Origin of the sequence: Cupriavidus sp. SHE, from assembly GCF_000812445.1 — a bacterium.
GTDB classification, from domain to species: domain Bacteria; phylum Pseudomonadota; class Gammaproteobacteria; order Burkholderiales; family Burkholderiaceae; genus Cupriavidus; species Cupriavidus metallidurans.
The window spans coordinates 197,719-224,192 of the sequence record NZ_JWMB01000021.1 but is presented as its reverse complement, the minus strand read 5'-3'; the positions used below and the strand labels follow the sequence as shown (position 1 = coordinate 224,192).

Annotated in this window: 20 protein-coding genes; 7 read left to right on the top strand and 13 right to left on the bottom strand. The window is 65.6% G+C overall.

The window, feature by feature from the left end:
* Positions 1-220 precede the first annotated feature (220 nt).
* Both RN01_RS12050 and RN01_RS12045 read right to left on the bottom strand, forming a co-directional pair.
* Positions 221-1,093, bottom strand: coding sequence for an N-formylglutamate amidohydrolase (locus RN01_RS12050; protein ID WP_017511974.1), 873 nt, complete (start codon positions 1,091-1,093; stop codon positions 221-223).
* Positions 1,094-1,113: 20 nt separating this feature from the next.
* The gene (locus RN01_RS12045; RefSeq protein WP_017511975.1) at positions 1,114-2,100 is read right to left on the bottom strand and encodes a tripartite tricarboxylate transporter substrate binding protein; all 987 of its coding nucleotides are present in this window, start codon (positions 2,098-2,100) and stop codon (positions 1,114-1,116) included.
* A 148-nt stretch (positions 2,101-2,248) separates the two neighbouring features.
* On the opposite strand from RN01_RS12045, the gene RN01_RS12040 reads away from it, so the two are divergent.
* The gene (locus tag RN01_RS12040; RefSeq protein ID WP_024569128.1) at positions 2,249-3,151 is read left to right on the top strand and encodes a LysR family transcriptional regulator; all 903 of its coding nucleotides are present in this window, start codon (positions 2,249-2,251) and stop codon (positions 3,149-3,151) included.
* A gap of 68 nt (positions 3,152-3,219) precedes the next feature.
* Here RN01_RS12040 and RN01_RS12035 read toward each other — a convergent pair whose 3' ends face one another.
* From RN01_RS12035 to RN01_RS12025, 3 genes are read right to left on the bottom strand one after another with little or no spacing between them, the layout of a single operon-like run.
* Positions 3,220-4,395, bottom strand: a complete 1,176-nt coding sequence (locus RN01_RS12035; RefSeq protein WP_008641734.1) for a VWA domain-containing protein — start codon at positions 4,393-4,395, stop codon at positions 3,220-3,222.
* Between the two features lie 16 nt (positions 4,396-4,411).
* Positions 4,412-5,005: a GNAT family N-acetyltransferase gene (locus RN01_RS12030; protein WP_008641736.1), complete on the bottom strand. Its 594-nt coding sequence runs from the start codon at positions 5,003-5,005 to the stop codon at positions 4,412-4,414.
* Between the two features lie 10 nt (positions 5,006-5,015).
* Positions 5,016-5,894, bottom strand: a complete 879-nt coding sequence (locus tag RN01_RS12025; protein ID WP_008641739.1) for a MoxR family ATPase — start codon at positions 5,892-5,894, stop codon at positions 5,016-5,018.
* A gap of 442 nt (positions 5,895-6,336) precedes the next feature.
* Here RN01_RS12025 and RN01_RS12020 point away from each other — a divergent pair, with 442 nt between their 5' ends.
* On the top strand, positions 6,337-6,681 hold the full coding sequence (locus RN01_RS12020; RefSeq protein WP_008641741.1) for a cytochrome c: 345 nt from the start codon (positions 6,337-6,339) through the stop codon (positions 6,679-6,681).
* 13 nt (positions 6,682-6,694) lie between these two features.
* A complete protein-coding gene (locus RN01_RS12015; protein ID WP_017511977.1) occupies positions 6,695-7,093 on the top strand; it encodes a c-type cytochrome in 399 nt (132 codons plus the stop codon).
* Positions 7,094-7,186: 93 nt separating this feature from the next.
* On the opposite strand, the gene aroG is transcribed toward RN01_RS12015, so the two are convergent.
* Positions 7,187-8,266 (bottom strand): 3-deoxy-7-phosphoheptulonate synthase AroG, encoded by a 1,080-nt coding sequence (gene aroG, locus RN01_RS12010; protein ID WP_011515790.1) that lies wholly within the window; start codon positions 8,264-8,266, stop codon positions 7,187-7,189.
* Positions 8,267-8,721: 455 nt separating this feature from the next.
* Here aroG and RN01_RS12005 point away from each other — a divergent pair, with 455 nt between their 5' ends.
* Complete coding sequence (locus RN01_RS12005) at positions 8,722-9,777, top strand: class I SAM-dependent methyltransferase (protein WP_017515196.1); 1,056 nt, start codon at positions 8,722-8,724, stop codon at positions 9,775-9,777.
* 52 nt (positions 9,778-9,829) lie between these two features.
* Here the strand turns inward: RN01_RS12005 and tldD are convergent, their stop codons facing one another.
* From tldD to RN01_RS11990, 3 genes are all read right to left on the bottom strand, one after another.
* A complete protein-coding gene (gene tldD, locus RN01_RS12000; RefSeq protein ID WP_017515195.1) occupies positions 9,830-11,290 on the bottom strand; it encodes a metalloprotease TldD in 1,461 nt (486 codons plus the stop codon).
* A gap of 66 nt (positions 11,291-11,356) precedes the next feature.
* A complete protein-coding gene (locus RN01_RS11995; RefSeq protein WP_024569129.1) occupies positions 11,357-12,178 on the bottom strand; it encodes a carbon-nitrogen hydrolase family protein in 822 nt (273 codons plus the stop codon).
* A gap of 28 nt (positions 12,179-12,206) precedes the next feature.
* Positions 12,207-16,403 carry a YhdP family protein gene (locus tag RN01_RS11990; RefSeq protein WP_024569130.1) on the bottom strand — a complete coding sequence of 1,399 codons (4,197 nt, stop codon included), beginning with the start codon at positions 16,401-16,403 and terminating at the stop codon, positions 12,207-12,209.
* Positions 16,404-16,733: 330 nt separating this feature from the next.
* Between RN01_RS11990 and glnE the strand changes: the two genes are divergently transcribed.
* Together glnE and rrtA are read left to right on the top strand one after the other, a co-directional pair.
* Positions 16,734-19,592 (top strand): bifunctional [glutamate--ammonia ligase]-adenylyl-L-tyrosine phosphorylase/[glutamate--ammonia-ligase] adenylyltransferase, encoded by a 2,859-nt coding sequence (glnE, locus tag RN01_RS11985; protein WP_369799846.1) that lies wholly within the window; start codon positions 16,734-16,736, stop codon positions 19,590-19,592.
* A gap of 25 nt (positions 19,593-19,617) precedes the next feature.
* Positions 19,618-20,193, top strand: coding sequence for a rhombosortase (rrtA, locus tag RN01_RS11980; RefSeq protein WP_051069038.1), 576 nt, complete (start codon positions 19,618-19,620; stop codon positions 20,191-20,193).
* Positions 20,194-20,344: 151 nt separating this feature from the next.
* Here rrtA and mprA read toward each other — a convergent pair whose 3' ends face one another.
* From mprA to RN01_RS11960, 4 genes are all read right to left on the bottom strand, one after another.
* Positions 20,345-21,967, bottom strand: a complete 1,623-nt coding sequence (gene mprA / locus RN01_RS11975; protein ID WP_024569132.1) for an MprA protease, GlyGly-CTERM protein-sorting domain-containing form — start codon at positions 21,965-21,967, stop codon at positions 20,345-20,347.
* A gap of 99 nt (positions 21,968-22,066) precedes the next feature.
* Entirely contained in the window at positions 22,067-22,492 is a 426-nt protein-coding gene (locus RN01_RS11970; protein WP_024569133.1) for a hypothetical protein, read from the bottom strand.
* Between the two features lie 36 nt (positions 22,493-22,528).
* Positions 22,529-24,298: a DNA repair protein RecN gene (gene recN, locus RN01_RS11965; protein WP_024569134.1), complete on the bottom strand. Its 1,770-nt coding sequence runs from the start codon at positions 24,296-24,298 to the stop codon at positions 22,529-22,531.
* Between the two features lie 89 nt (positions 24,299-24,387).
* A complete protein-coding gene (locus RN01_RS11960; protein ID WP_008649331.1) occupies positions 24,388-25,305 on the bottom strand; it encodes an NAD kinase in 918 nt (305 codons plus the stop codon).
* 100 nt (positions 25,306-25,405) lie between these two features.
* On the opposite strand from RN01_RS11960, the gene hrcA reads away from it, so the two are divergent.
* Positions 25,406-26,452: a heat-inducible transcriptional repressor HrcA gene (gene hrcA, locus RN01_RS11955; RefSeq protein WP_008649330.1), complete on the top strand. Its 1,047-nt coding sequence runs from the start codon at positions 25,406-25,408 to the stop codon at positions 26,450-26,452.
* Positions 26,453-26,474: the final 22 nt, after the last annotated feature.

Genomic DNA, 26,474 nt, shown 5'->3' with positions numbered 1-26,474 from the left:
GGTTAGTGAAGGATTGCCATGATAGAGGAATCCCCCGCGGCAAAGTTCCTAAATGTTGTTACCCTTCATTCTAATTGCTCGCAACCGTCGCGATCCCCGTGGATTTGGGTGTGTGCGATAGCAGAGAATTGCCGAGTCACGCAACTCTGGCGAACCCCGAGGCACGCGTGCTGCGTGCCTCGGGGCAGGGCGCCATTGCGGCAGCCCTTTGATCCGTCGGTCAGATCGTGCGCGCGAAGCGCAGCAGCTCGTCCATCAGCGCGTTGAGGTCGCGCTTGAGCTTGTCGAACCCGGCGCTGTGCGTCAGGCCGACTTCATCCATGTACAGCTTCCGGTTGACCTCCAGCTGCAGGCTGTGGCGGTTGGCCTGGGGCTGACCTACCACGCGCACGATTTCCACGCCCTTGTAGGGATGGTTGCGCCACACGCCGTAGCCCATTTCCTTGAGTACGCTCTCCACGCGATCGGTGAAGCGCGTGTCGCAAGTCGTGCCGTCGCGGTCACCCACCACGAAGTCCGGATGCTGCAGGCCCGGGTGCTCGGTCGCGTATTGCGCGGCCTCGCTCGGCATCGAGTGGCAGTTGATGTGCCACACGCGGCCGTGGCGGGCGACGGCCTGGTCGGACAGTCGCTGCAACTGCGCGTAGTAGGGCAGGTAGTAGTTGTCGATGCGCGCCTGCAGTTCGGCCACGCCGAGCTTGCGATCGTAGATCGGCTCGCCGGTGTCCAGCACGCGCCAGACCAGGCCCTTGCCGAGGCGCGTCTTCGAAGTTTCCTGCTTGGCGCCGGGCCATGGCGTGTCGAGCAGGGCTTCGTCGATTTCCTCGAGGCTGCGATTGGCGTCCAGGTAGCTGCGCGGAAAGCCCGCGCAGAGCAGCGGGATGCCGCGCGCGGGCGCGTCGGCATAGAGCTCGTCCACGAACGTGTCTTCCGCCTGCCGCAGCAGCGGCAGGGGCAGGTTGCCGGCGAAGCGGAAGTCCGCCGGGTACGTGGTGCAGCTATGGGGGGAATCAAGAAAGAGCGGGCCGCACTCGCCTTCCGGCATGTGCAGGAAGTACGGGCTTTCCGCGGTCTTTCGGTCTGCTTCGGTCATGCTGGGTTACCGGTCCGTAATTAGTCCAGGGAGATCTTGGCGGCAGCGGCCACGCGCTTGTTCTTGGCCACTTCGGTGGCGATCTGCTGCGCGAAGTGCTGCGGCGTGTCGCCCACCGGCGTGGCGCCGAGTTTCTCGAGCTTGGCGCGCACGTCCGGCATGGCCAGCACCTTGATGGCGGCGGCGTTCAGCTTGGCCTGGATGTCGGCGGGCAGCTTGGCCGGGGCGATCAGCCCGAACCATGCGGCGTCATTGACTTCGGGCAGCCCCAGTTCGGCGAAGGTCGGGACGTTCGGCAGCGCGGCCACGCGCTTCGGCGCAGCCACGGCCAGCGCGCGCAGCTTGCCGCCTTCGATGAACGGCAGCGACGACGGCAGGTTGTCGAACAGCACCTGCACCTGGCCGGCCAGCGCATCGTTCAGCGCGGGGCCCACGCCCTTGTAGGGCACGTGCAGCAGTTCGGTCTTGCTGCTCATCTTGAACAGCTCGCCCATCATGTGCGACACGCTGCCGTTGCCGGCCGAGCCGTAGGCGATCTTGTTCGGTTCCGATTTGGCCAGCGCGATGAACGACTTCATGTCGGTGGCCTTCACGTTCGGGTTGATGCTCATCACGTTCGGCACGGAGGCCAGGTTCGTGATCGGCGTGAAGTCCTTGGTGGCGTCGTATTGCAGGCGCGGGTACACGGCCGGGTTGATGCCGTGCGTCGATGCCGTGGCGATGCCGAGCGTGTAGCCGTCCGGCGTGGCCTTGGCCAGGTAGCCGGTGCCGATGCTGCCGCCGGCGCCGCCGCGGTTGTCCACCACCACGGCCTGGCCCAGTTGCTGGCCGAGCTTGTCGGCGACGATACGCGCGACGATGTCGGTGGTGCCGCCAGCCGGGAACGGCACGACGAGCGTGATGGGCTTGGTCGGGTACGTGCCTTGCGCCAGGGCGGGCAGGGTCAGGCCGGCGGCCGCGAAGGCGGTGGCGGCGGCGAGGATCTTGAGCAGGGGACGGCGTTGCATCGTCGGGATTCCGGTGGGGATTCAGGGAGCGGAACTCAGCAAAAGCTGAATTCTTTGGCTCTCATGATTCTGCTTGCCGATGCAAGATGCTTGCAAACGAAATAAAATCCCCAGGTCATTCCAAATGGTATTGAATTAGAGGTGACCTATGCGACGCTTATGTCCGTCGCTGACGGAATTGCAGGCATTCGAAGCCGCTGCGCGGCACAACAGCTTCACGCTGGCAGCCCGGGAGCTCCACGTCACACAGGGGGCGGTTAGCAAGCAGGTGCGCAGTCTCGAGGCGTTCCTGGGTGTCGAACTGTTCGAGCGCGTACGCCAGCGCCTGATGCTGACCGGCGCGGGGGAGCGCTATCTGGAGCGCATCCGGCCGAGCCTGAACGAGATCGAGGCGGCCAGCGTGGAGCTGATCGCGCGCAAGGGGCGGGGCGGCATCCTGCATATCGCCAGCATGCCGACACTCGGCGCCAAGTGGCTGATTCCGCGGCTGCCGCAGTTTTTCGCCCGGCATCCCGAAGTCACGCTGGAGTTCGTTCCCCATGCGCAGGGCTACGATTTTTCCCAACCTGATCTCGATGCGGCGATCCGCTTCGGCGACGGCGTCTGGCCGGGAAGCCTCGCCGACTACATGACCGGACGCGAAGTGCTGCCGGTGTGCCGGCCGGGATTGCTCGCGCAGGAGCCTGGGGGCGCGGTTGCATCAGCCGAGGGTTTGCTGCGTTATCCGCTGCTGCATCACACCACGGTGCCGGAGGCGTGGCCAGACTGGCTGTCCGAACTGGGGGTGTCCACGCGCCAGGCATGGAGCGGGGCGCGTTTTGATCAGTTCTCGTTGCTGACGCAGGCGGCGGTGTCGGGGCTAGGCATCGCGCTGATTCCGCGCTGCCTGATCGAAGAGGAGATTGCCACCGGCACGCTGGTGGTGGCGCATGCCGCGCGCGTGCTGGCCAAGAAGGGGTATTACCTCTGCTATCCGGAACAGAAGGCTCACCTGCCGGCGCTGCAGACGTTCCGGGCCTGGCTGATGGAGGGTGTCGACGTGGTGGCGTAGCGGCCCGGCAAGCGCTCATTCCAGGCGCTAACTCCGGGCGCTACGTCGATGCATGGCATCCGCTATTTCTATTTCGACAGCACTTTCATCGCTGCCTCGAGCCCCGCGATCGTGACCGGATACATGCGGTTCTTCATGATCTGGTTGATCACGGTGATCGACTGGCGGTACTGCCAGAGGCCTTCCGGCTCGGGGTTCAGCCACACGAAACGCGGGAACTGCTCGATCATGCGATTGAGCCACACGGCGCCGGCCTCGGCATTGTTGTACTCGACCGAGCCGCCCGGCTGCAGGATCTCATAGGGGCTCATCGTCGCATCGCCGACAAAGATCACCTTGTAGTCCGGCGTGTACTTGTGAATGAGATCCCACGTGGCGATCTTCTCCGCATGGCGGCGGCGGTTGTTCTTCCACACATAGTCGTAGAGACAGTTGTGGAAATAGTAGTACTCGAGGTGCTTGAACTCGGTCTTGGTGGCCGAGAACAGTTCCTCCACGCGCTTGATGTGGTCGTCCATCGAGCCGCCGACATCCATCAGCATCAGGACCTTGACCTTGTTGTGGCGCTCGGGCCGCAACTTGATGTCGAGCATCCCCGCGTTGGCGGCGGTGGAGTGGATCGTATCGTCGAGATCGAGTTCGGTGTCGGCGCCCTCGCGCGCGAAACGGCGCAGGCGGCGTAGTGCCACCTTGATGTTGCGCGTGCCGAGTTCGACCTGGTCGTCGTAATCCTTGTACGCGCGCGTCTCCCACACCTTGATCGCGGTGCGGTTGCCCTTGGACGGGCCGCCGATGCGGATGCCCTCGGGGTTGTAGCCGCCGTGACCGAACGGCGAGGTGCCGCCCGTGCCGATCCACTTGTTGCCGCCCTCGTGCTTTTCCTTCTGCTCCTCGAGCAGTTGCTTCAGGCGTTCCATCAGCTTGTCGAGGCCGCCCATGGCCTCGATCTTGGCCTTTTCCTCGGCCGACAGCTCGCGCTCGAGCGTCTTCTGCAACCAGTCGAGCGGGATGTCGCTCTTCCAGTCGATCAGGCTCTCCACGCCCTTGAAGTAAGCGGCGAAGGTCTGGTCGAACTTGTCGAAGTGCTTCTCGTCCTTTACCAGCGTCATGCGCGACAGGTAATAGAACTCGTCGATCGACGGCGCGATAACCTGCGCGCGCAGGGCTTCCAGCATCGTCAGGTACTCCTTGACCGATACCGGCAGCTTGGCGTGGCGCAGCGAGAAAAAGAAATCGATCAGCATGGGAAACTCTCCCCGGTCAGCGCGGGCGGTCGAGCTGGAACTGCAGGTGCGCACGCACGGTGGGCCATTCGCTGGCGATGATCGAGAACACGACCGTATCGCGGAACGAGCCATCCGGCATGCGTTGATGGTTACGGAGCACGCCGTCCTGCTTGGCGCCCAGGCGTGCGATGGCGGTGCGGCTCTGGTGGTTCATCCAGTGCGTACGGAATTCCACGGCGATGCAGTCGAGCGTCTCGAACGCATGGCGCAGCAGCATCAGCTTGCATTCGGTGTTGAGCGCGGTGCGTTGCACGCGCCGCGCGTACCATGTCGAGCCGATTTCAACCCGCCGGTTCTTGCCGTCGATGTTCATGTACGTGGTCATGCCGGCCGGGCGGCCGTCTGCATCGAGCACGGTGAACGGTTGCATCGAGTCCTGCGTCTGCAGGTCGAGCCGGCGCTTGATCTCGGCTTCCATGCCTTCGGGCGAGGGCACCGAGGTGTACCAGAGCCGATGGAGTTCGCCATCGGCCGCGGCTTCGCGCAGGCCTTCGGCATGGTCCATCGACAGCGGTGCAAGCGTGGCGTGGCTGCCGGACAGCGTCACGGGTTGAACGAACCTCGACATCGTGCTGTCCTCAGCGGTTGGCGCGGTTCATGAACACGAGACGCTCGAACAGGTGCACGTCCTGTTCGTTCTTGAGCAGCGCGCCGTGCAGCGGCGGGATCGCGGCCTTGCGGTCCGGGCTGCGCAGTGCCTCGGCGGGAATGTCCTCGGCCATCAGCAGCTTGAGCCAGTCGATCAGCTCCGACGTGCTCGGCTTCTTCTTCAGGCCCGGCAGGTTGCGCATCTCGTAGAACGATTCCATCGCGGCCGCTACCAGCTCGCGCTTGATGCCGGGGTAGTGGACGTCGACGATCTGCTGCATCGTCTCGGCATCCGGGAACTTGATGTAGTGGAAGAAGCAGCGGCGCAGGAAGGCGTCCGGCAGCTCCTTCTCGTTGTTCGAGGTGATGATCACCAGCGGGCGATGCTTCGCCTGGATCAGTTCGCGCGTCTCGTAGACGTAGAACTCCATGCGGTCGAGTTCGCGCAGCAGGTCGTTCGGGAATTCGATGTCGGCCTTGTCGATCTCGTCGATCAGCAGCACCACGGGCTCGTCGGCCTCGAACGCCTGCCAGAGCACGCCCTTGACGATGTAGTTGGCGATGTCGTGCACGCGGTTGTCGCCCAGTTGGGAGTCGCGCAGACGCGACACGGCGTCGTATTCGTACAGGCCCTGCTGGGCTTTGGTGGTTGACTTGATGTGCCATTGCAACAGCGGCATACCCAGTGCTGCGGCCACTTCCTCAGCCAGCATGGTCTTGCCCGTGCCGGGCTCGCCCTTGATCAGCAGGGGGCGCTGCAGCGTGCGTGCGGCATTGACGGCCAGCTTCAGATCGTCGGTGGCAACGTATTGGGCACTACCTTCGAACTTGACCTGCTGGGACGGATTGGCGTTGGCGGTGGTGGACATGGGCGGTCTGATCGTATTGCAAGGGGCGTGGTTGGCAGACAATCGGAAACAATGACTCAGGGCCAATGATCCGGTCGGGCAACAACCGGCATGAACAATCGGAATTTCGGTCGGAATGGGCCAGTATAAGAGCAGATCGGGATTCGCGTTCAGTGGGGGACACCCCAAGGCCGTTCTGTGGACTGGCGCGTGCACGCTGCGGTACAATGCGCCGGTTTGACGCGCCCCTGGTCACAATATCTCCCCCTCATACCCGGCAGTTCTGTCACTGAGACATGGCAGTTCACCGGGAGGCGGCGACAGCGCGAGATGGTTGCAGAATGGTGTGGAAGCACCCGCGGCACATCAGCACTTACCGCGATTTCAGATCCCCGTTCCCAAAGCCGTTTCGCCCTGCAGGGCAGTCACACGCGGTTTAAACACTTCCCACTCAGCTAAGACAATGAAAAAGCTCCTCACGATGGTGGTGTTGGGCGCGGCCGCAACGGCTGCGCAGGCCCAGGACAAGGGCAACGTGGACGCCGCCAAGGACAAGGTCGCAATGTGCATTGGCTGCCATGGCATTCCTGGCTACCGTGCATCGTTCCCCGAGGTATATCAGGTGCCCATGCTTGGCGGCCAGAGTGCCAAGTACATTGAGAACGCGCTCAAGAGCTACCAGAAGGGTGATCGCAAGCATCCGACCATGCGCGGGATTGCCGACAGCCTGTCCGACAAGGACATCGCCGCCGTGGCTGCGTACTACTCGCAGCAGAAGCGCGACACGCAGAACAATCCGCTCAAGTAAGAGGCCCCTGACCATGAAGATGCTGAAAGCTGTTTCGTTCACGCTGGGTGCTGTCGCGCTTGGCGCCACTGCCATGTCCGCCTCGGCGGCAGATATCGCCGCTGGCAAGGCGCTGGTGGAAAAGGGTGGATGCGTGGCGTGCCACGGCAAGGATCTGAACGCGCCGATCTCGCCGGACTATCCGAAGCTGGCCGGCCAGCACCAGGACTACATCTATCACGCCCTGTTGTCCTACCAGATCAGCGGCAACCCGCTGGTGGGCCGCAATAATGCGATCATGGCCGGTCAGGTCAAGAGCAACCCGGCAGTCACCGGCAAGGACGGCAAGCCACGGGAGTTTACGCGCAAGGAGTTGAAGGATATTGCCGCGTATATCGAATCGCTGCCGGGTGATCTGGTGCTGAAGAAGTAAGTCGGAAGACGTCAGCCGCTTCGATTCCGTCGCAAGGGAATCGAAGCAAAAAAAGCCGCTCGAATGAGCGGCTTTTTCGTTCTGCAGTGCGGATCAGTTGCCGCTGCCGGTCACCAGACGGCGCTGTTTCACGGCGTTGGCCAGCGTCTCCAGCACGGCCACGGAGTCATCCCAGGCGATGCAGGCGTCGGTCACCGACTGGCCGTAGGTCAGGTTCTCCACCGGAGTGCCCTGCACATGGTCCTGTCGGCCGGCTACCAGGTGCGATTCCACCATGACGCCGACGATGCGCTGCTCGCCGCCGGCGATCTGCTTGCCGATGTCCTCGCAGACCGGGATCTGGTTCTCGTGTTTCTTGCTGCTGTTGGCGTGCGAGGCGTCGATCATCAGGCGTGCGGCCAGGCCGGACTTCGAGATCGCGTCGCAGGCTTCCTGCACGCTGGCGGCGTCGTAGTTCGGTGTCTTGCCGCCGCGCAGGATGATGTGGCAGTCCTCGTTACCCGAGGTCGACACGATGGCCGAGTGGCCGCCCTTGGTTACCGACAGGAAATGGTGGGGCTGCGAGGCGGCCTTGATCGCGTCGACGGCGATCTTCACGTTGCCGTCGGTGCCGTTCTTGAAGCCGACCGGGCACGACAGTCCGGAAGCGAGTTCGCGGTGCACCTGCGACTCGGTGGTGCGCGCGCCGATCGCGCCCCAGCTCACCAGATCGGCGATGTACTGCGGGCTGATCATGTCCAGATATTCCGTCCCCGTCGGCACACCCATTTCGCTGATATTCAGCAGCAGCTCGCGGGCGGTGCGCAGGCCGTCGTTGATCTTGAAGCTGCCATCCATGTGCGGATCGTTGATCAGGCCCTTCCAGCCCACGGTCGTGCGCGGCTTTTCGAAGTAGACGCGCATCACGATCTCGAGCTCGCCCGCGAAGCGGTCGCGCTGCACCTTGAGCAGCTTGGCGTATTCCAGGGCCGCGCGCGTGTCGTGAATCGAGCACGGGCCGATGATGACGATCAGGCGGTCGTCCATGCCGTGCAGAATGCGATGCATGGCCTGGCGGGCGCCATAGATCACGTCGGACGCAGCCTCCGAGCAAGCAAACTCGCGGATCAGGTGCGCGGGCGGCAGCAGTTCCTTGAGTTCTCGAATACGCAGGTCGTCGGTGTTCTTCAGCATGATGGCTCCGGGTTTGTGAGGTCGTGAGTCTGATCTGGAATTGCGTTGCGGCGGTGGCGGGGATAAAAAAAGCCGCCAGGGTCGCTGGCGGCTTTTTTTAGTATTCGGGGCTACTTGCAGCTATCCCTCTCTATCCGCCAGCGGTGTGAGGTGCCAAAAAAAGTAAAAGTAAAACTTGGCGGACATGGCGGAAATCGGATCGGCTGTAGTCAGCTTGTGTTGGTTATGCGGTAATGCGTGAAATTTATGCTGCGGTGCGCGATCAAAAGGCATTTTATTGCGCACTCGTGGGAAAAACCACGGGGTGCAATCGCCGCTCGCACGACAACGAAGCATCTTTATATCGCTTTTCAAGGAAGATGGCAAGCGGCCAATCGATAGATTTAAGCAATTGCAGAGTACCCATGCTTCCTATAGTGGAATCACAAGAACAAGGTGGAGGGAGGGTACCCATCATGCCAGTCGATGAAGCAAGGCTGAATGCCTTCATGGAGAAATTCGTCCATGACATCGGTGCCGTGATGCACGCGGCGACGGTGGTGTTGGGCGACGAGCTTGGGCTGTACAAGGCGCTGGCCGAAAAACCGATGACCGCCGACGTGCTGGCGGCAAAAACCCGCACGGATGCGCGGTACCTGCGCGAGTGGCTGTCGGCGCAGGCCGCCAGCGGCTACGTCGAATACGACGCGGACACCGACAGCTTCTCGTTGAACGAGGAACAGGCGCTGGCGCTGGCGCAAGAGGGCAGTCCCGCGTTCATTCCCGGCGCATTCCAGATTGCGGTGGCACAGTTTCGCGCGATTCCGAAGATGGTCGACATCTTCCATAACGGCAGAGGGCTTGGCTGGCACGAACACGACCCGGCGCTGTTCCATGGTACCGAGCGGTTCTTCCGCCCCGGCTACGCGGCACATCTGGTCGGCGAATGGATTCCGTCGCTGGAAGGCATCGACGCCCGGCTCAAGGCGGGGGGCATGGTGGCTGACGTGGGGTGCGGGCATGGCGCCTCGACGATCATCATGGCGCAGGCCTATCCGGCTTCCACGTTTCGCGGCTTCGACTACCACGAGCCGTCGATCCGGTATGCGATCGAGTCTGCCAGACGTGCCGGCGTGAGCAACCGCGTGACGTTCGAAGTGGCGGCGGCCAAGGATTATCCCGGTAGCGGATATGACCTCGCGACGGTCTTCGACTGCCTGCATGACATGGGCGACCCGGTTGGCGCCGCGCGGCACATCCGCGAATCGCTGAAGCCCGACGGGTGCTGGATGATTGTGGAGCCGTTTGCCAATGACCGGCTGCAGGACAACCTCAATCCGATCGGGCGCGTGTTCTATTCGGCGTCGACATTCATTTGCACGCCGGGATCGCGGTCGCAGGAGGGGGCAATGTGCCTGGGAGCGCAGGCCGGTGAGGTCCGCATGCGTGGTGTGACGGAGCAGGGCGGCTTTGGCAGCTTCCGCCGAACGGCGCAGACGCCGTTCAATCTGGTGTACGAGGTGAGGCCGTAGTCTTGACCAGGCGCCCCTCTCCCGCAGGCGGGAGAGGGGCGAACTCCGGATGTCAGGCCGTGCCACCCACCGTCATGTTCTCGATCCGCAGCGTTGGCTGACCCACGCCCACCGGCACGCTCTGGCCTTCCTTGCCGCAGACGCCCACGCCCGAATCCAGACGCATGTCGTTGCCGATCATCGTGACGTCCTTGAGCGACTCGGGGCCATTGCCGACCAGCGTCGCGCCCTTGACCGGATACGTGATCTTGCCGTCCTCGATCATGTATGCCTCGCTGGCCGAGAACACGAACTTGCCGTTGGTGATGTCGACCTGACCGCCGCCGAAGTTCACGGCATAGAGGCCGCGCTTGACGCTGGCGAGGATTTCCTGCGGATCGCGGTCGCCGTTAAGCATGTAGGTGTTGGTCATGCGCGGCATCGGCAGCGCGGCGTAGCTCTCGCGGCGTGCGTTGCCGGTGACCGGCATCTTCATCAGACGCGCGTTAAGCGTGTCCTGGATATAGCCGCGCAGGATGCCGTCCTCGATCAGCGTGGTGCACTGCGTGGGGTTGCCTTCGTCATCGAGGTTCAGCGATCCGCGGCGATTGGCGATGGTGCCGTCGTCGACCACGGTCACGCCCTTGGCCGCCACGCGCTCTCCCATGCGGCCGGCAAACGCCGAGGAACCCTTGCGGTTGAAGTCGCCCTCCAGGCCGTGGCCCACGGCCTCGTGCAGCAGCACGCCGGGCCAGCCCGGTCCGAGCACCACGGTCATCGCGCCAGCCGGGGCGGGACGCGCCTCCAGGTTGACCAGCGCCGACGACACCGCTTCGTCCACGTACTTGCGCAGCAGGTCGTCGGTAAAGTAGCCGTAGGCATAGCGGCCGCCGCCGCCCGAGGAGCCGATCTCGCGCCGACCGTTCTGTTCGGCGATGACGGTCACGGACACGCGCACCAGCGGACGCACGTCGGCGGCGATCACGCCGTCGCTGCGCGCCACCAGCACCACGTCGTACTCTCCGGCAAGGCCGGCCATGACCTGCACCACGCGCGGATCCTTGGCGCGTGCCAGCTTTTCGATCTTCTCGAGCAGCGCCACTTTCTCGGTGGCGGTCATCGAGTCGAGCGGATCGTTCGGCGCATAGAGGTTGCGGCCCGTGTGCGAGGCGAGCGAGCCCGCCACCTTGACGCGCCCGCCGCCGCTCTTGCCGATCGTGCGGGTAGCCGCGGCGGCCTGGCTCAGGGCCGGCAGGCTGATGTCGTCGGAGTATGCGAAGGCGGTCTTGTCGCCCGAGATGGCGCGCACGCCAACGCCCTGGTCGATGCTGAAGCTGCCCGACTTGACGATGCCTTCCTCGAGGCTCCAGGCCTCGTTGCGGGTGTGCTGGAAATACAGGTCGGCGTAGTCGACCTTGTGCGTGAAGATGTCGGCCAGCACGCGCTGGAGCTTGGCTTCATCGAGCCCGTACGGCGCCAGCAGCAGTTGCTGGGCAGTGGCCAGGTTGCGGATTCCGAGATCGCCGGCGTTCATGATTGTCCTTTTCGATACCCCGTGGCGGTCTGCCACGGCGGCCTGCAATGTGAATTTCCGTCAATCCTACAGCACGCGGTGACGCAGTGCCGGCAGGTTCTGACGCACTTCGGCAAGACGGGCTGGGTCGACCGTACCCGACACCACGCCTTCGCCCTCGGGCAACACGCCCATCAACTCGCCCCACGGGTCCACCAGCATCGAGTGACCCCAGGTGCGGCGGCCATTTTCGTGCTTGCCGCCTTGTGCTGCGGCCAGCACATAGCATTGGTTTTCGATCGCGCGGGCGCGCAGCAGGATCTCCCAGTGAGCCTGGCCCGTGGTGTAGGTGAAAGCCGCCGGCATCAGGATCAGGCTGACGTCGTTCTTGCCGGCCAGCCCGCGATAGAGCTCCGGAAAGCGCAGGTCGTAGCAGACCGACATCGCCACCCGTCCGCACGGCGCATCGAAGGCCACCGGCGTCTTGCCGGCCAGGATCGTGCGCGATTCGTCGTAGCTCTCGGTGCCCTTGGTGAAGCCGAACAGGTGGATCTTGTCGTAGCGCGCGACGCGGCGGCCATGCGGATCGAAGGCGAGCGACGTGTTGTAGACGCGCGCATCGTCGTTGCACCACATCGGCAGCGTGCCGCCCACAAGCCAGACGCGATGGCGCCGCGCGGCATCGGCCAGGAAGCTCTGCACCGGACCGTCGCCATCCTGTTCGCGGATGGCGACCTTGTCGGTCTCGTGACGGCCCATCATGCAGAAGTACTCGGGCAGCAGCACCAGTTCGGCGCCGCCGCGCGCGGCCTCGGCGATCAGCGCATCGGCACGCGCGAGGTTGTCGTCGAGCGTGATGCCGGTGACGGTCTGGATGGCGGCAACGCGCATCGGGGCAGTGGCAGTCATCTTGGCTTCCTTCTCTGGAGCAGGGGCTTCAGCGCGGATAGGCGCCGGAACGCTCCTGGATCGGCGGTTGCGTCTTATTGTCTTCCACTTTGGTGACCTTGGGGTCGGCCCACGATCCGGACACGCGGTAATGCTGCGTAAACACCTTCGAGATCTCGTCGGCGAACATCAACTGGGCGGCCAGCGTGCCGATGCCCAGCACCGGATTGATGAACGCGGCGGCCACCGACGTGGTGGTGGCGTTGATGCGCGGCGTCACGGCCACTTCCAGGTCCTGCGTCTCGTGCAGCAGGTCCGCCGTGCCAGACATCGAGGCCATGGCCTGGCCACTCTTGAACTTGAACTCTTCGATCTTGCCCACGCCGTTTTCGATCGTGCCGGTGCCGTTGAGGCTGTCGAACACCATCCCCCGGCTCGAGAGCGAGCGGAAGTCGAGCGTGGCGAAGCGCAGCAGGCTTTGCAGGCTCAGCACGCCGAGCAGCCGCGCGGCACCCGGGTCGACGCTCAGGATCTGGCCGTTCTCGATATTCAGTTTCAGGCGACCCGAAAGCGTGGGGTAGTCGATCGACATCGGCGAGCCGCGCCAGGCGATGCGACCCTCGAACGTGCCCTTGCCGTCGCGCAGCGTGTGGGGCAGGCCCATACGTTCGAGCACGTCGCCTCCGTTGCGGATGTCGAGCTTGAAGTTCAGCAGCGTGCGGCGGCCTTCGGTCGAGGAAGCATCGCCCTGAGCCGCCGCTTCACGCAAGCGCCTTGGCAGGCGCCAGGAGCCATTGCCGGTGAGCTTGGCGCCCGGCTGTTCGATGATCAGGCTGTCGAGCGTCCAGACCGGCTGGTTGTCGTCATGGCTCGTATGGGCCTTGACCTCGAGCTTGCCGAATTCCCGGCCGTGCAGGACGAACCTGTCGACGCTCAGGTCGAGCGCCGGCATTTCCTCGACGCTGCGCGTGATGGCTTCGGTCATGTGGCCGTCATCGGTGGCGTCGGGGATGTCCAGATGCGCGAGCCGCACGGTGAGCATCCCGGACGGATTGCTCGCGTTGCGGCGCCACTGTCCGGTGCCGGCGATCTGGCGCGAATTGATCTGCATGTTCCAGCCGCCGTCGCCGCGCTCCCGGCTGGCATCGAGCGAAACGTCATCGAGACTGCGGCCGAACGCATCGAGCACCTTGGCGCGCACCGTCATGCGATCGGGCAGGAATGGCGACGAACGCCCTATGTCACCGGCGGGTTTGTCGCCGCCTTTGTTATCCGGGCCGCTGAGCAAGGCGCGCCAGGCATCGACATTGAGCCGGTCCGTGGTCATCGCCACCGTGACGCCGCTGGCAGGCTGGGGCGCCGATTGCCCAAGGCCGATGCCGCCGGACACGACTTCCAGCGCATCGCCGCCACGGCGCAGCACATAGCGCGCACTGGCCGCATTGCCGAGTTGCACGGTGACTTCGTCCTGGCCCGCGCGGCCGGGCGCGGTCGACGGTCGCAGGTCGAAGCGCAGTGGCATGTCCTGCGCGGCGGTCTTGGCCAGCGGCGCAGGCAGGTCAAGCGCGAGTCCGTTGAGATTGGATGCCAGTTCCACCTGCAGATGCTTGTCGTGAACGCCGACCACGGCGCTATAGGCGGTGGTCCCGTCGATGCGGCTGCCGAGGGCTGACATTTCCGTGCCGAGCGCCTCGCGCAGGCCCTGGGCCGTGGCCGTGCCGCTGACTGTCACGCGTGTGGTGCCGTCTGGCTGCGTGCCGCCGCCGAGGCGAGTCTCGCCACCGACAAATCGGCCACGCACGTTGTCGAGTCGGAAGCCGTGTTCGTCGAAGGCCACCGCGCCGGTGGCGCCGTAGAGCGTCGGCAGTTCCGGGAACAGGGTCACGTCGTTGCCGGGGAAGCGGAACTCGCCGTTGACCTTAGAACCTGCCGCGTGATTAAGCGGCAGGTCCAACTTGAGCTTGAGCTCGCCATTGCCCGGCGCGTGCGACGTCTCGGTGACGTTGGCCGTCCATTCCTTGACCGGGCTGGTAGCCACGAAGCGCAGGAAGCTCTGCACCGGGCCGCTGGCGCTGCCGTCGACCTGCAGATGGCCGTGGTCACCCATGTCCTCGATGCGCCCGCTGACGTCGCGCAGGGTTACGCCCTGGATACCCGCCACGCCCGCGCGCTTCGCCAGGAACGACATGCTGCCCCGTTCGAACATCACCGTGCCTTCGATGTCCGTGAATTCGGGCCATGCCGTGCCGGCCTTTTGCCCGCTTGCGCCATTGGGGCCGGTTTCGTCTGGTGCGATCTGGTAGTTCACGCGGCGCACCGGCACTTCCACGCGGAAGTCGCCAGCCTTGGCCAGCGGCGGATGGAAGGGGAAGTGAGTGAGGTCGCCCTTGACCAGAAACTTGACGTCGTGCGCTTCGCCGCCGACCAGCGCGCCCGCCAGATAGTGGCGGGTAGCTGGCAGCGTGAGCGGCATGTAGCGCGGGACACGGTTGGCCTGGGCGCGTTCGAGTTCGCCAGTCAGATCGGCCACGCCGGCGTGGCTGTCGCCTCCTTGGCGCCAGGTGCCGCGCACGGCGCCGGCAGTATCGGCGTTGGCGAACTGGATACCATCGGTACGGACCACGAGCTTGTCGCCCTCGTGCGTCCAGCGCACTTCGCCGCGCAGCGTGTCGAACGGCAGGCGTGGATCCTCGAACACACCCGGGAAGATCAGGGCGCCGCCGGTAGTGTCGACCCTCGCCACGCCCTGCTTGTCGTCGAAGTTGAAGCTGCCCGAGAGCTGGCTGAAGCCGGGCGTGCCGGCGCGCGGGAGGCCGTCCGCATCCACGGCCGGCACGGCGGGCTGGCCATTCACGGAAACGTTGCGCAGCGTGCCCTGCACGTTGTAGTGCTGGGTGCCCGGGGCGCGCGACAGCAGGCCGGCGCGGTCGCGCGACCACGCGACGTCGAGATTGTCGATATGGCCCGCCGGCTGCAACGCGCGGAGCTGGCGCAGCACGGCGGTGTCCAGCGGCATCGACGTAGCCAGCGCGCGCAACGTGTTGAGGTCGAAAGTCGGCGCGCGCAGTGCGAACTTGCGCAACTGGCCGGAGCTGTCACGGTTCCAGTCGATCGTCACCTTGCGCATCCCTTCGCGCCACGACGCGTCCGCGTTGGACGGCGGGCCCGCCTGCGGCTCGGCCTGCCAGAGCAGGGTGTCGATGGTCAGCTGGTGGTTGCCGTTGCGGTCGCTCTTGTGCAGTAGCAGAGCCTGGGCGTTGGCCAGCTTGAGTGGCTCCGGCGCCCCAGCCAGATGCAGGTCGACGCCAGATGCACGCAGCCGCATCTGGCTGCGCTGTACCTGTCCGCCACGGAAGTCGACGGTGCCGTCGGTGCTGAAGACGCCATCCTGCACGCTGTCGAAGATGGCCAGGTAGCGCTGCACGACCGGCAATTCGAGCTGGTTGAAGGCCCAGCTTGCCTGACCGGTCCAGTGCTGCCAGTTGCCCGTGCCGTGCAGGTAGTCGTGGCGCAGGTTGGCCTGGAATACCAGCGGTCGCGGCGCCAGCGCGGCGCTGCGCGCCTCGAGCCGCACAATGTGCTGGGCGCCATCGCGCTCGGTGGTGAAGTGGATGTCCGCCACGTCAAGCTGAGGCAGCCGGGCCTTCTCGTCCAGCCAGCGCAGGTTACCGCTGACCAGATCGATGCGTCCCTGGGACAGCAGCCAGTGCAGGAAGGGATCGTCCTGCGCGCCGGTCCTTTGTGGTTCCACAGGCACACCGGCTACCAGCAGCTTGCCTTCGGGAGTGCGGCGGATCAGCACATCGGTACGGTCGGCCGTCAGGCTGACGAACTGCAGCGCCATCGTCGGCACCGATTGCCACGACAGCTTGCCGTCGAGCGACCCGGCGGCCAGCAGCACGCGCTGCTGCGCGTCCACCGCGCGTACGTCGCGGGCACGGAACGCCGGATGCCAGCCATCCCAATAGGTGTCGAGTTCGCCGATCGTGAGGCGCGCGGAGAGCGCGGTCGACCCCTGGTGTTCGAGCCATTCGCGCGCGGTGTGGGCCTGCGGCCAGAGCACGAAGCGGATCAGCAGCACGGCGACGATCGCCAGTGCGAGCAGCGCCGCCACGATGCGCACGATCATCCGCCAGAGTCGGGGCCAGACCGGATGGCGGATGGCTGTCCACAATCCGATCCAGAGCCCGCGCAGCGTGGCGCGGACGAACGCCGCCGCCCGGCGACCAGCGCCAGGTGTGGGCATCGAACTCCGGGGAGCAACGGCAAGCGCGACTTGGTCTTCGCCACCCGCGCGCGGAGATGCGGAACCGTCGTGTGGAGCGGTAGGGCGGCTGGACATGGGCAGATTATCCGACAATACTAGCCGCTCTCCAAAGTGGTGCGCACGCGAATGCCGCGTGTTGTCACGGCGCCTGCTGCGAAATTGCAAAAAGTAACTGGAATGACTGTCCCTGATCCGACGAGTTCCGCCGAGGGCAATGCCCCGGCTTCGACTGACCTGCAGCGCATGGCGGATGGCGCAGGAACCACTTCGAATGTGACATTGCCCGGCGAGGCCGGTCCGATCGGCAACATGGCCCAGGGGGCCTATGCCACGATCGCGGCTCAGGGGCTTGCCGCCGCGGATTGCGAAGGCCATGTATTGTACTCGGCTGCGTACTCTCATTACGCACGTCGGGTGCTCGCGGCACGCCCGGGCCTGCCGGCGATCGTCGGCGAGGCCGCCGCGACACCGGTATCCCGCGCATGGATGGAGTCGCGGCTGCAGGCGCTGGTCGCGCCGTCCGCCGATGCGGAGGCCGCCGCGGCCCAGGCACTGCGCCGGTTGCGTGCCGAGGTCATGTGCGTGCTGATCGAGCGCGATCTGCGTGGTCTGGCCACGTTGGCGGAGATCACCGGCGCGATGACGGACCTGGCGGAGCTGGCGATTCAGTTCGGCCTGCGCGTGCTCGGCGCGGACCTTGGCGCGACCTATGGGCGCCCCATCGGCGACCAGAGCGGCGAGGCGCAGGAACTGGTGGTCGTGGGCATGGGCAAGCTCGGCGGGCGCGAACTGAACGTCTCGTCCGACATCGACCTGATCTTCCTCTATGACGAGGATGGCGAGACGCAGGGCGGACCGCGCAGCCTGTCCAATCACGAGTACTTCATTCGCCTTGGCCGCCGGCTGATCACGCTGCTGTCCGAGGTCACGGCTGATGGCTACGTCTTCCGCGTCGATATGCGCCTGCGCCCCAATGGCGACGCGGGGCCGCTCGTCTGCAGCTTCGGGATGCTCGAGGAATACCTGGTGGTGCAGGGCCGCGAGTGGGAACGCTATGCCTGGATCAAGGGGCGTGTGGTGTCGGCCTGCGATACGCCGCACGCCGAACGCGTCGCGTCCATGCTCTCGCGCCTGACCACGCCGTTCGTATTCCGACGTTACCTCGACTACGGCGTGATCGCGGCGATCCGATCGCTCCATGCCCAGATTCGCGCCGAAGCCGCCAAGCGCAGCGGTGGTCTGGCCGGGCACGGTGTGAACCAGCGCTCGTTCAATATCAAGCTCGGCCGTGGCGGCATTCGCGAAATCGAGTTCATGGCGCAGGTGTTCCAGTTGATTCGCGGTGGCCAGGACCCCGCGCTGCGGGTGCGGCCCACGCTCGAGGTGCTCGACGTGGCCCTGGAACGCAACCTGTTGCCCGCCGGGCAGGCACTGCAGCTTGCCGATGCCTACCGCTTCCTGCGCCAGCTCGAGCACAGGCTCCAGTATCGCGACGACGCCCAGACGCATCACCTGCCGACGTCGGACGAGGAGCGCGTCGCCGTGGCGCAGATGATGGGCTATGGCGACTGGGAAGCGCTGGTCGCGCAGATGAACGCGCTGATGGACCCCGTGGCGCAGCAGTTCGAGGCGACGTTCACCAATCCGGATACGCCGGAGTGCGAGGCGCTGTGGCCCGCGCTGGTGCGTGAGGAGCAGAGCTCCCGCGCCTCGCAGGACACCCCGGGTGATGGCGAGGAGACCGATCCCGAATCGTCACCATGCCAGCGCCTGCAGGCCGCGGGCTTTAGCGACTGCACGGGCCTGTACGACCGGCTCCGCGCGATCGCCACGTCGATGCGCTATCGCGCATTGTCCGAAACCAGCCGCTCGCGCTTCGACCAGCTCGTCAACCGGGCGCTCGATCTCGCGGCCAAGCAGGACGATTCGGACAGCACGATCGCGCGCTTTCTCGATTTTCTCGATGCGATCAGCCGGCGGGCGTCGTATCTGTCGCTACTGTCGGAGTATCCGCAGGCAATGGACCGAGTCGCGCAGACGCTGCACGCATCGCGCTGGGCCGCGACCTACCTGACGCGTCACCCGCAACTGCTCGACGAACTGCTCGATGCGGACGCGCTGGCCGGAGCGCCGGACTGGCCCGCTTTCCGCGCGCGGCTGAGCGAGCGGCTGCAGGCGTCGGACGGCCAGATCGAGACGCAGATGGATATCCTGCGTCGCGAGCACCATGCCGAAACGTTCCGCATCCTGTTGCAGGATCTGCAGGGGATGCTCACCGTCGAGCAGGTGGCCGACCGTCTTTCCGATCTGGCCGATGCGATGCTCGACGTCACGCTGCAGGCCGTGTGGCGCCAGTTGCCGACGCGCCACTGCGACACCCCGCGTTTCGCCGTGATCGCCTATGGCCGGCTCGGCGGCAAGGAGTTGGGGTATGCGTCCGATCTGGACCTGATCTTCCTCTACGACGACGACGATCACGAACGTGCGCCCGACGTTTATGCGGCCTACGCACGCCGCCTGATCACCTGGCTGACCAGCCATACCGCGGCGGGCATGCTGTTCGACGTGGACACGCGTCTGCGGCCCAACGGCGCGGCCGGGTTGCTGGTGACCAGCTTCGACGCGTTCCGACGCTACCAGTTGCGTGAGGGTGACAACGCCGCATGGGTCTGGGAACACCAGGCCCTGACGCGCGCGCGCTTCTGCGCTGGCGCCCCGGAAATCGGCGCCCGTTTCGAGGATCTTCGCGAAGAGATCCTGCGCCAGCCGCGCGATGCCGCCGCGCTGCGCGGCGAAATCGTCGAGATGCGCGCCAAGGTGTCGGAGGGGCATCCGAACCCGACCGACCTGTTCGACCTCAAGCATGATCGCGGCGGCATGGTCGATATCGAGTTCACCGTGCAGTACCTGGTGCTGCTGCACAGCGGCGCGCATCCGGAACTGACCCGCAATGCCGGCAACATTGCGCTGCTGCGCATGGCGGGCGTGCTGAACCTGATCGACGCCAATCTCGCGCAGGCCGTGGGCGACGCCTACCGGCTGTTCCGCGCGCGCCAGCACAAGCTGCGGCTCGATGGGTTCGACCATGCGCGGGTGCAACCGGAGAGCGTGCGCGAACAGGCCACGCAGGTGCGCACCCTGTGGCGCGCGGTATTTGGTGAAGGCTGAGCGCGCCTTGCCGGGCTGGCCGGCCATGCTCGCCGCAGTGGCGGGTGTGGCGGCGCTGGCCGCGTTGTTCACGTTCGTGCCGTGGATGCACGCGCACGGCCTCTATCTGCGCGATGCCGTGCGGATAGAGGGTCAATGGTGGCGTCTGTTCACCGCGATGTGGGTGCACCTCGACACCAGACACTATCTCTCCGATGTTGCCGCCACCGCCGGGCTCATGCTGCTGGCCGGGCGCGAGGCGCGGGTGCGTGAGTCGCTGACGGTGCTGGTGATCTGCGGACTGGCCGCCCAGTTGGCGTTGCTCGCGATGCCGGCGGTAGGTTGGTATGGCGGGCTGTCCGGGGCTGCACACGGGCTTGCGCTATGGACGGCGTTGCGGCTGCTGCAGGCACCCGGCTGGTCGCGCCTGATTGGCGTGGTGACGTGCGTGATCGTGCTGGGCAAAGTCTGGCTCGAACAGTCGTGGCTCGCGGCCGTGGTGTTCGATCCGTCGTGGGGGTTCGGCGTGGTGCGCGGCGCGCACGCGGCCGGCGCCGTGGCGGGATTGGGCTGCTGGTTGCTGCAGGAATGGTGGGTGGCGCGCGGGAAGCGTGAAGGATAGTTGAGCGGTTGTCGCCCTTCCAGCCAGCCGGCGAGCAGCGCAAATCGCCAGCCTTCGATTTTGATACTCCCGCGGTGTTCTGCCCCGACCCCACTAGCAGGAAAGGGGAAGGGGCGGGGGAAGGGGCAGAGGGCAGGCGCCCGCTACGCGGTCATGCCCGCTTCACTCCCACCCGTCGCCGTATCGCGAACCCCATCACACCGATCACCAGCAACAAGGCAGCGCTCCACGGCACCATCGCGCCGCCACCACCCCCGCCGCCACCGCTGCCAGTCGACGTCGATGTGGAACTGGCCGGCGTGCCAATTGCCGCCGCTAAGGCAGCGTCGGCATCCAGCAGTCCCGCGCCACATTTGCCGACATTGCTGCCGGTGGTGCAGAACGTGTTGGCCGGGTGCGGACGTGCCGAACTCTGCAGGGCAGTCGTGACCTGGGCCGGCGTCAGTGCGCCGTTCACCGCGAACATCAATGCGACGACGCCCGACACCATTGGAGTCGCGAAACTCGTGCCTTGAGAACTGACGATCGTGTAGTTGCCGATGGTCGTCGCGCCATCGTTCGAGAGCGTCCGGATGTATGACTGGCCGCCCACCGCCGTGCAGACTGGCTGACCCGCGATGGTGCCAACCTTTGAGTTGCCGCAGCCGCCGCCCGGCGCGCTCAGCGTTACCTGCGTCCCGAAGTTGGCGTAGCTCGCGTTCTCGCCATCGTTTGCGTGCGCGGTCACGGCGACCACGCCGGAGCAGTCGGCGGGCGCTTCCACGGCGCCGGCCGAGTTGCCGGCGGCAGCCACCACCACCACGCCCGCTGCATTGAGATCGTTGATCGCCTGTTGTTCAATCGTCGAGCACGTGCCACCGCCCAGGCTGACATTGATCACCCGTGCCGGGGTCGGGTTGTTCGGCACATTTGGCACGCTCAGGCCGCCGGCCCAGCGCATGCCGTCGACGGTGTCGGACAGTAGCGCGCCGCAGCGCCCCGATACCCGCACGGGCTGAATCCGTGCCGACCAGTCCACGCCGGCGATGCCGAGGCCGTTGTTGGTCAACGCGCCCAGCGTGCCGGCCACGCGTGTGCCGTGCCAGGTGCTGGCCTCTGGGCCAGCGGAGCCGTCAGGGCAGGTGACGCCGGATGGGACGTAGTCACCGGGGTCCGTGGCGTCGCTGCTGCGCGTCGCGCCGTTCGACGTGACGAAGTTGTAGCCGGCTATTATCCGGCTGGCCAGATCTGGGTGTGGCAGATACCCGGTGTCGACCACCGCGATCACGACGCTGCTACTGCCGCGCGTGCGGTCCCACGCCTTCGGCAGGTTGACGCCGCCAACTACCTGCGATGGCGGGCCAAGATACGTCTGGTTGGTGGCGAATTCGGGGTCGTTCGGAATCGTGTCATGCAACCGCAGCCAGCGATCCGGCACGGCGTCGGCGATGCGCGGATCGTTGCGCAGCCGCTTTGCGACGATCTCGGGATCGTCGCCACGACTGTCTTTCACAGTCAGCAACTGCATGGCGCCGGACATCGGACGCTTGACCGACAGGCCTAGCCCCGTGCTGGAAGCCACCTGGCGCATCCGGGTGGTGTCCGCAGGGGTGTCGACGGTCTGGCTGCCGTCGCGCCAGCGCACGATGTAGTTGCCGGTGTAGACCGGGGCGGGGCGCGCTGCCGTGCCGGTATCGGCATGGGCGGCAGGAGCGTGGGCAAGGGCCGCGCCGATGACCAACAGCGCGGCTGGCGCGGCGGACGTGAGCCGGGACTTCAGCAACCTGTACGGCATCATCGCTCCTTAAGGGGCTTTGTCGGCTAGAGCTTGGCGAGGCAACCGGCGATGCGAACTGCTGAGGTACTCGGCTCTCAGATTAGGCGATGCTGAACCTTATTGCTGGGGCATGTCGCGGCCAACCGGCATGGACCGGTGCGGCTTCAACATGCGGTCGGGTGTTGCCGATTCCACGCGCGGCGCGGCCTGCAGCGTGGCGACGGCCTGGTCGGCGGTGATGTCGGGGGATTTCGTGATCGCGGTGACCAGCCAGACCCCTCCCGACATTGGGCGCTTGACCACATAGCGCACCGGCCCCTCGACCGCTGCCAGCAGCTTGCCGGCGTCTTCCGAGGTTGTCACATCCGGCGGCGTGAACTTGACGAGGATGTCCCCGATCGCGCGGTCGTCCGTAATGCTGCCGCGCGGCGGCGCGAATGACTTCGATTCCGAGGCGCAGCCCGACACTGCCGTCACAGCCAGCGCGGCAAAGGTGGCCGCGACGACGCGGCGGTGGAGCGATGGCGACTTGCCATGGGGCATCGGTTTGAAACTCCTGTGTGGTTCGGCGTGCCGGAATCAGCCGGCGGCGCGGCGCGGGCGCTTGCCACTGGCTTCGCGCGGCGAGTTGGCCGCTTGTGCAGCCTTGGTGCCTTGCGCCAGCATTTCCTCGGCATGTTGCATGGTCGTGGCAGTGACCGTGGTACCACCAAGCATACGCGCGGTTTCCTGGACGCGACCATCTGTATCGAGTGTCCGGATGCGCGACCGCGTCACCGGTCCGCCATTGTCGCCTCCGGCCTTTTTGTCGTCCTTGCTGGTTTCCTTGCTGACCAGCAGGTGGGTCCCGGCCTGCGCCGCCACCTGTGGCAGGTGCGTGACGCAGAGTACCTGTCGCGAACGTCCGAGCTCCTGCAGGCGGCGTCCGACCACCTCGGCTACCGCGCCGCCGATACCGGTATCCACTTCGTCGAAGATCAGCGTTGGCGTGGGCGCCGCCTCGCTCGTGATGACCGAAATTGCCAGGCTGATCCGCGCCAGTTCGCCACCCGATGCCACGCGGGCGAGCGGCCTGGGGCTCACGCCGGCGTGGCCCGCCACCAGGAACTCGATCTGCTCGAGCCCGTGGCTCTGGCCTTCCTCGAGCGGATGCAATGCCACGGCGAACGTGCCGCCGGCCATCGACAGGCCCTGCATCGCATTGGTAACCGCGGTGGACAAGGCTTCGGCTGCCACCTTGCGCGTTCCTGACAGATGCTGGGCGAGGGTCAGGTAGGCAGCGCGCGACGCGGCTTCACGCGCCAGCACCTTGTTGATGTCCTGGGCGGCCTGGAGGTCGTCAAGTTGCTGGCGGCGGGCCAGCAACTCGTCGGATAGCTGTTCCGGCGGCAGACGATACTTGCGGGCGGTGGCGTGCAGCGCCTGCATGCGCTCTTCCACGGTCTGCAGCCGTTCCGGATCGAGTTCGAGCCGGTCGACATAGCGGTTCAGGGAGTGCGCGGCTTCCTCGACCTGCACCAGCGCCGGCTCGAGCGCGGCCAGCACGTCGCGCAGGCCCGGGTCGACATCGGCCAGTTGCTGGAGCCGGTGCACCACGCCGTTGAGCACGGAGGTCACTGCGCCGTCCGATTCGGATAGCGCGTCGAGCGCGGCGCGGCTGCCGTCGATCAGGCCCGCCGCGTGCGACAGGCGGTTGTATTCGCCCTGGATCTCTTCCCATTCGCCCGGCTGCGGCGCGAGCTTGTCCAGCTCGCCAACCTGCCATTCGAGCCGCTCCCGCTCGAGTTGCATCTCGCGCGACTGGTGCTCCACCGCCTCGCGCTGCTTGACGCAGGCGCGCCACACACGCCAGGCCTCGGCCACGGCGGCGGATTGTTCGGTCAGACCTGCGTGGGCGTCGAACAACTGGCGTTGGGCATCCGGGCGCAGGAGCAACTGGTGCGCGTGCTGGCCGTGGATATCGACGAGCTGGTCGCCCACCTCGCGCAACTGCGCCAGCGTTGCCGCGGCGCCATTGATGAAGGCCTTGCTGCGGCCGCTGGCGTCGACAGTCCGGCGCAGCAGCACGGTGCCGCCATCGTCGTCTTCCATGTCGCTCGACAGTTCGCGCTCGGCCAGCCACGCATCCAGCGCTGGGTGGGTGTGGAAGGTGGCACTGATGCTGGCACGTGCCGCGCCTTCGCGGACCACGCCTGCGTCGGCCCGTTCACCCAACACCAGGGCGAGCGCGTCGATGAGGATCGACTTGCCCGCGCCGGTTTCACCCGTGAAGACGGTAAAGCCGGCGGAGAAGTCGAGGTCGAGCGTGTCGACGATGACGAAGTCGCGGATCGAGAGGCTGCGCAGCATCGTGGGCGGTGAGCGGTGGCGGGTAAGGGCGGTAAGGGTGGTAAGGGCGGGTAACGAGGATCAGGACGGAACGTTAAGGCGTCTGCGGATCAGAGCCGGTTGTCTTCAGTCGGATACTCGTGCCAGTGCAGCTTCTTGCGCAGCGTGGCGTAGTAGTTATACCCCACCGGGTGCAGCAGGTTGATGGTCTTGGCCGAACGGCGTACCACGATGCGGTCGCCGGGCAGCAGCGAGGCCAGCGCCTGCATGTCGAAGTTGACGCTGACATCGCGCGCGCTGGCCACTTCGATCGTGACTTCGGCGTCGTACGGCAGCACGATGGGCCGGTTCGACAGCGCGTGCGGCGCGATCGGCACCAGCACCAGGCCGGACAGCGTTGGGTGCAGGATCGGGCCCCCCGCGGCCAGCGCGTAGGCGGTGGAGCCGGTGGGCGTGGAGACGATCAGGCCGTCCGAGCGCTGGTTGTACATGAAATAGCCGTCGACCGAGACCGCCAGTTCGACCATGCCGGAGATCCCCGAGCGGTTCACCACCACATCGTTGAACGCCAGCGCGGAGAAAATCACCGAGTCGTCGCGGATCACGCGCGACTCCAGCAGCATCCGGGTTTCGGCCTCGTACCGGCCAGACAGCATCTCGGGCAGTGCCGTGGAGATGGCATCGAGCGGGATGTCGGTCATAAAGCCCAGCCGGCCGTGGTTGACGCCGATCACTGGCACATCGTGCCCGGCTAGCTGGCGGGCCAGCCCGAGCAGCGTCCCGTCGCCGCCCAGCACCACCGCCACATCAGCTTCGCGGCCGATCTCGTCGGGGGTCAGCACCGGGTAACCTGTCAGCCCGGTAGCCATTGCGGTTTCGCGTTCGAACACCACATCCTGTCCGTTGCGGGAGATGCAAGATGCGAGCTCTTCCAGCGGACCTTCGATGCCAGCGGTCGAATGTCGGCCCACCAGGGCTACAGTCTTGAACGGGGGGCGCGCGGCGCCGGTCTTGTGGGGGGCAGACATGCCGGGATTAGACCATACCGGCATGATCGTTGTCAGCACTGGGCCGCCACCGCTCCAGGTGACGCCTGAACCGCCAAAGTTTGATTAAAATCGGGGCATCATGGACGAACGTTCAAAAAAGCTTCTCAAGACCCTGATCGAGCGATACATCGTCGAGGGGCAGCCCGTGGGCTCGCGCACCTTGTCGAAGTTCTCGGGGCTTGATCTCTCGCCGGCCACCATCCGCAACGTGATGTCGGACCTCGAGGAGATGGGTTTTATCGCCAGCCCACATACCTCGGCCGGCCGAATCCCCACGCCGCGCGGGTACCGGCTGTTTGTCGACACGATGCTGACGGCGCGCCCGCTGGAGCGCGCGCCGGAGTTCAGTGCCGAGTTGGCGGAGCTGACCGGCCAGATCCAGGGGCAACTGGGTGGCCAGCAGTTCGGGCCGCAGCGCATGATCACGGCGGCAGCGCATACGCTTTCGAATCTTTCTCATTTCGCTGGCGTGGTGATGACGCCACGGCGCGCGCAGTCATTCCGTCAGGTGGAATTCATGCGGTTGTCTGACAAGCGCATCCTGCTGATCATCGTCAGCCCGGAAGGGGATGTGCAGAACCGCATCATCCAGACTGACCTGGCGTACACGCCGGGCCAGCTTATCGAGGCGGCGAATTTCTTCAACTCTCACTATGCGGGCATGAGTTTCGACGCCGTGCGCGACCACCTGCGCGTGGAGTTGCAGGACCTGCGCCGCGACATGTCCGCGCTGATGCAGGCGGCGGTCGAGGCGGGCAGCAGCGCGATGGCCGAGGACAACGAGCAGGTGTTCATCTCTGGCGAGCGCAAGCTGCTGGAAGTGGAAGACCTGTCGTCGAGCATGGACAAGCTGCGTCGCCTGTTCGACGTGTTCGAGCACAAGACAAGCCTGCTGCAGCTGCTCGATGTGTCGAGTCACGCGCAAGGCGTGCAGATCTTCATCGGCGGCGAAAGCCAGCTTGTGCCGATCGAGGACATGGCCGTGATCACCGCGCCATACGGGGTGGATGGCCAGATCGTTGGCACCCTGGGCGTGATCGGCCCCACGCGGATGGCCTACGAACGGGTGATCCCGATCGTCGATATCACCGCGCGGCTCCTGTCCAGCGCGCTCAGCCAGAGCTGAGCCACGAACTATTGACACGGTG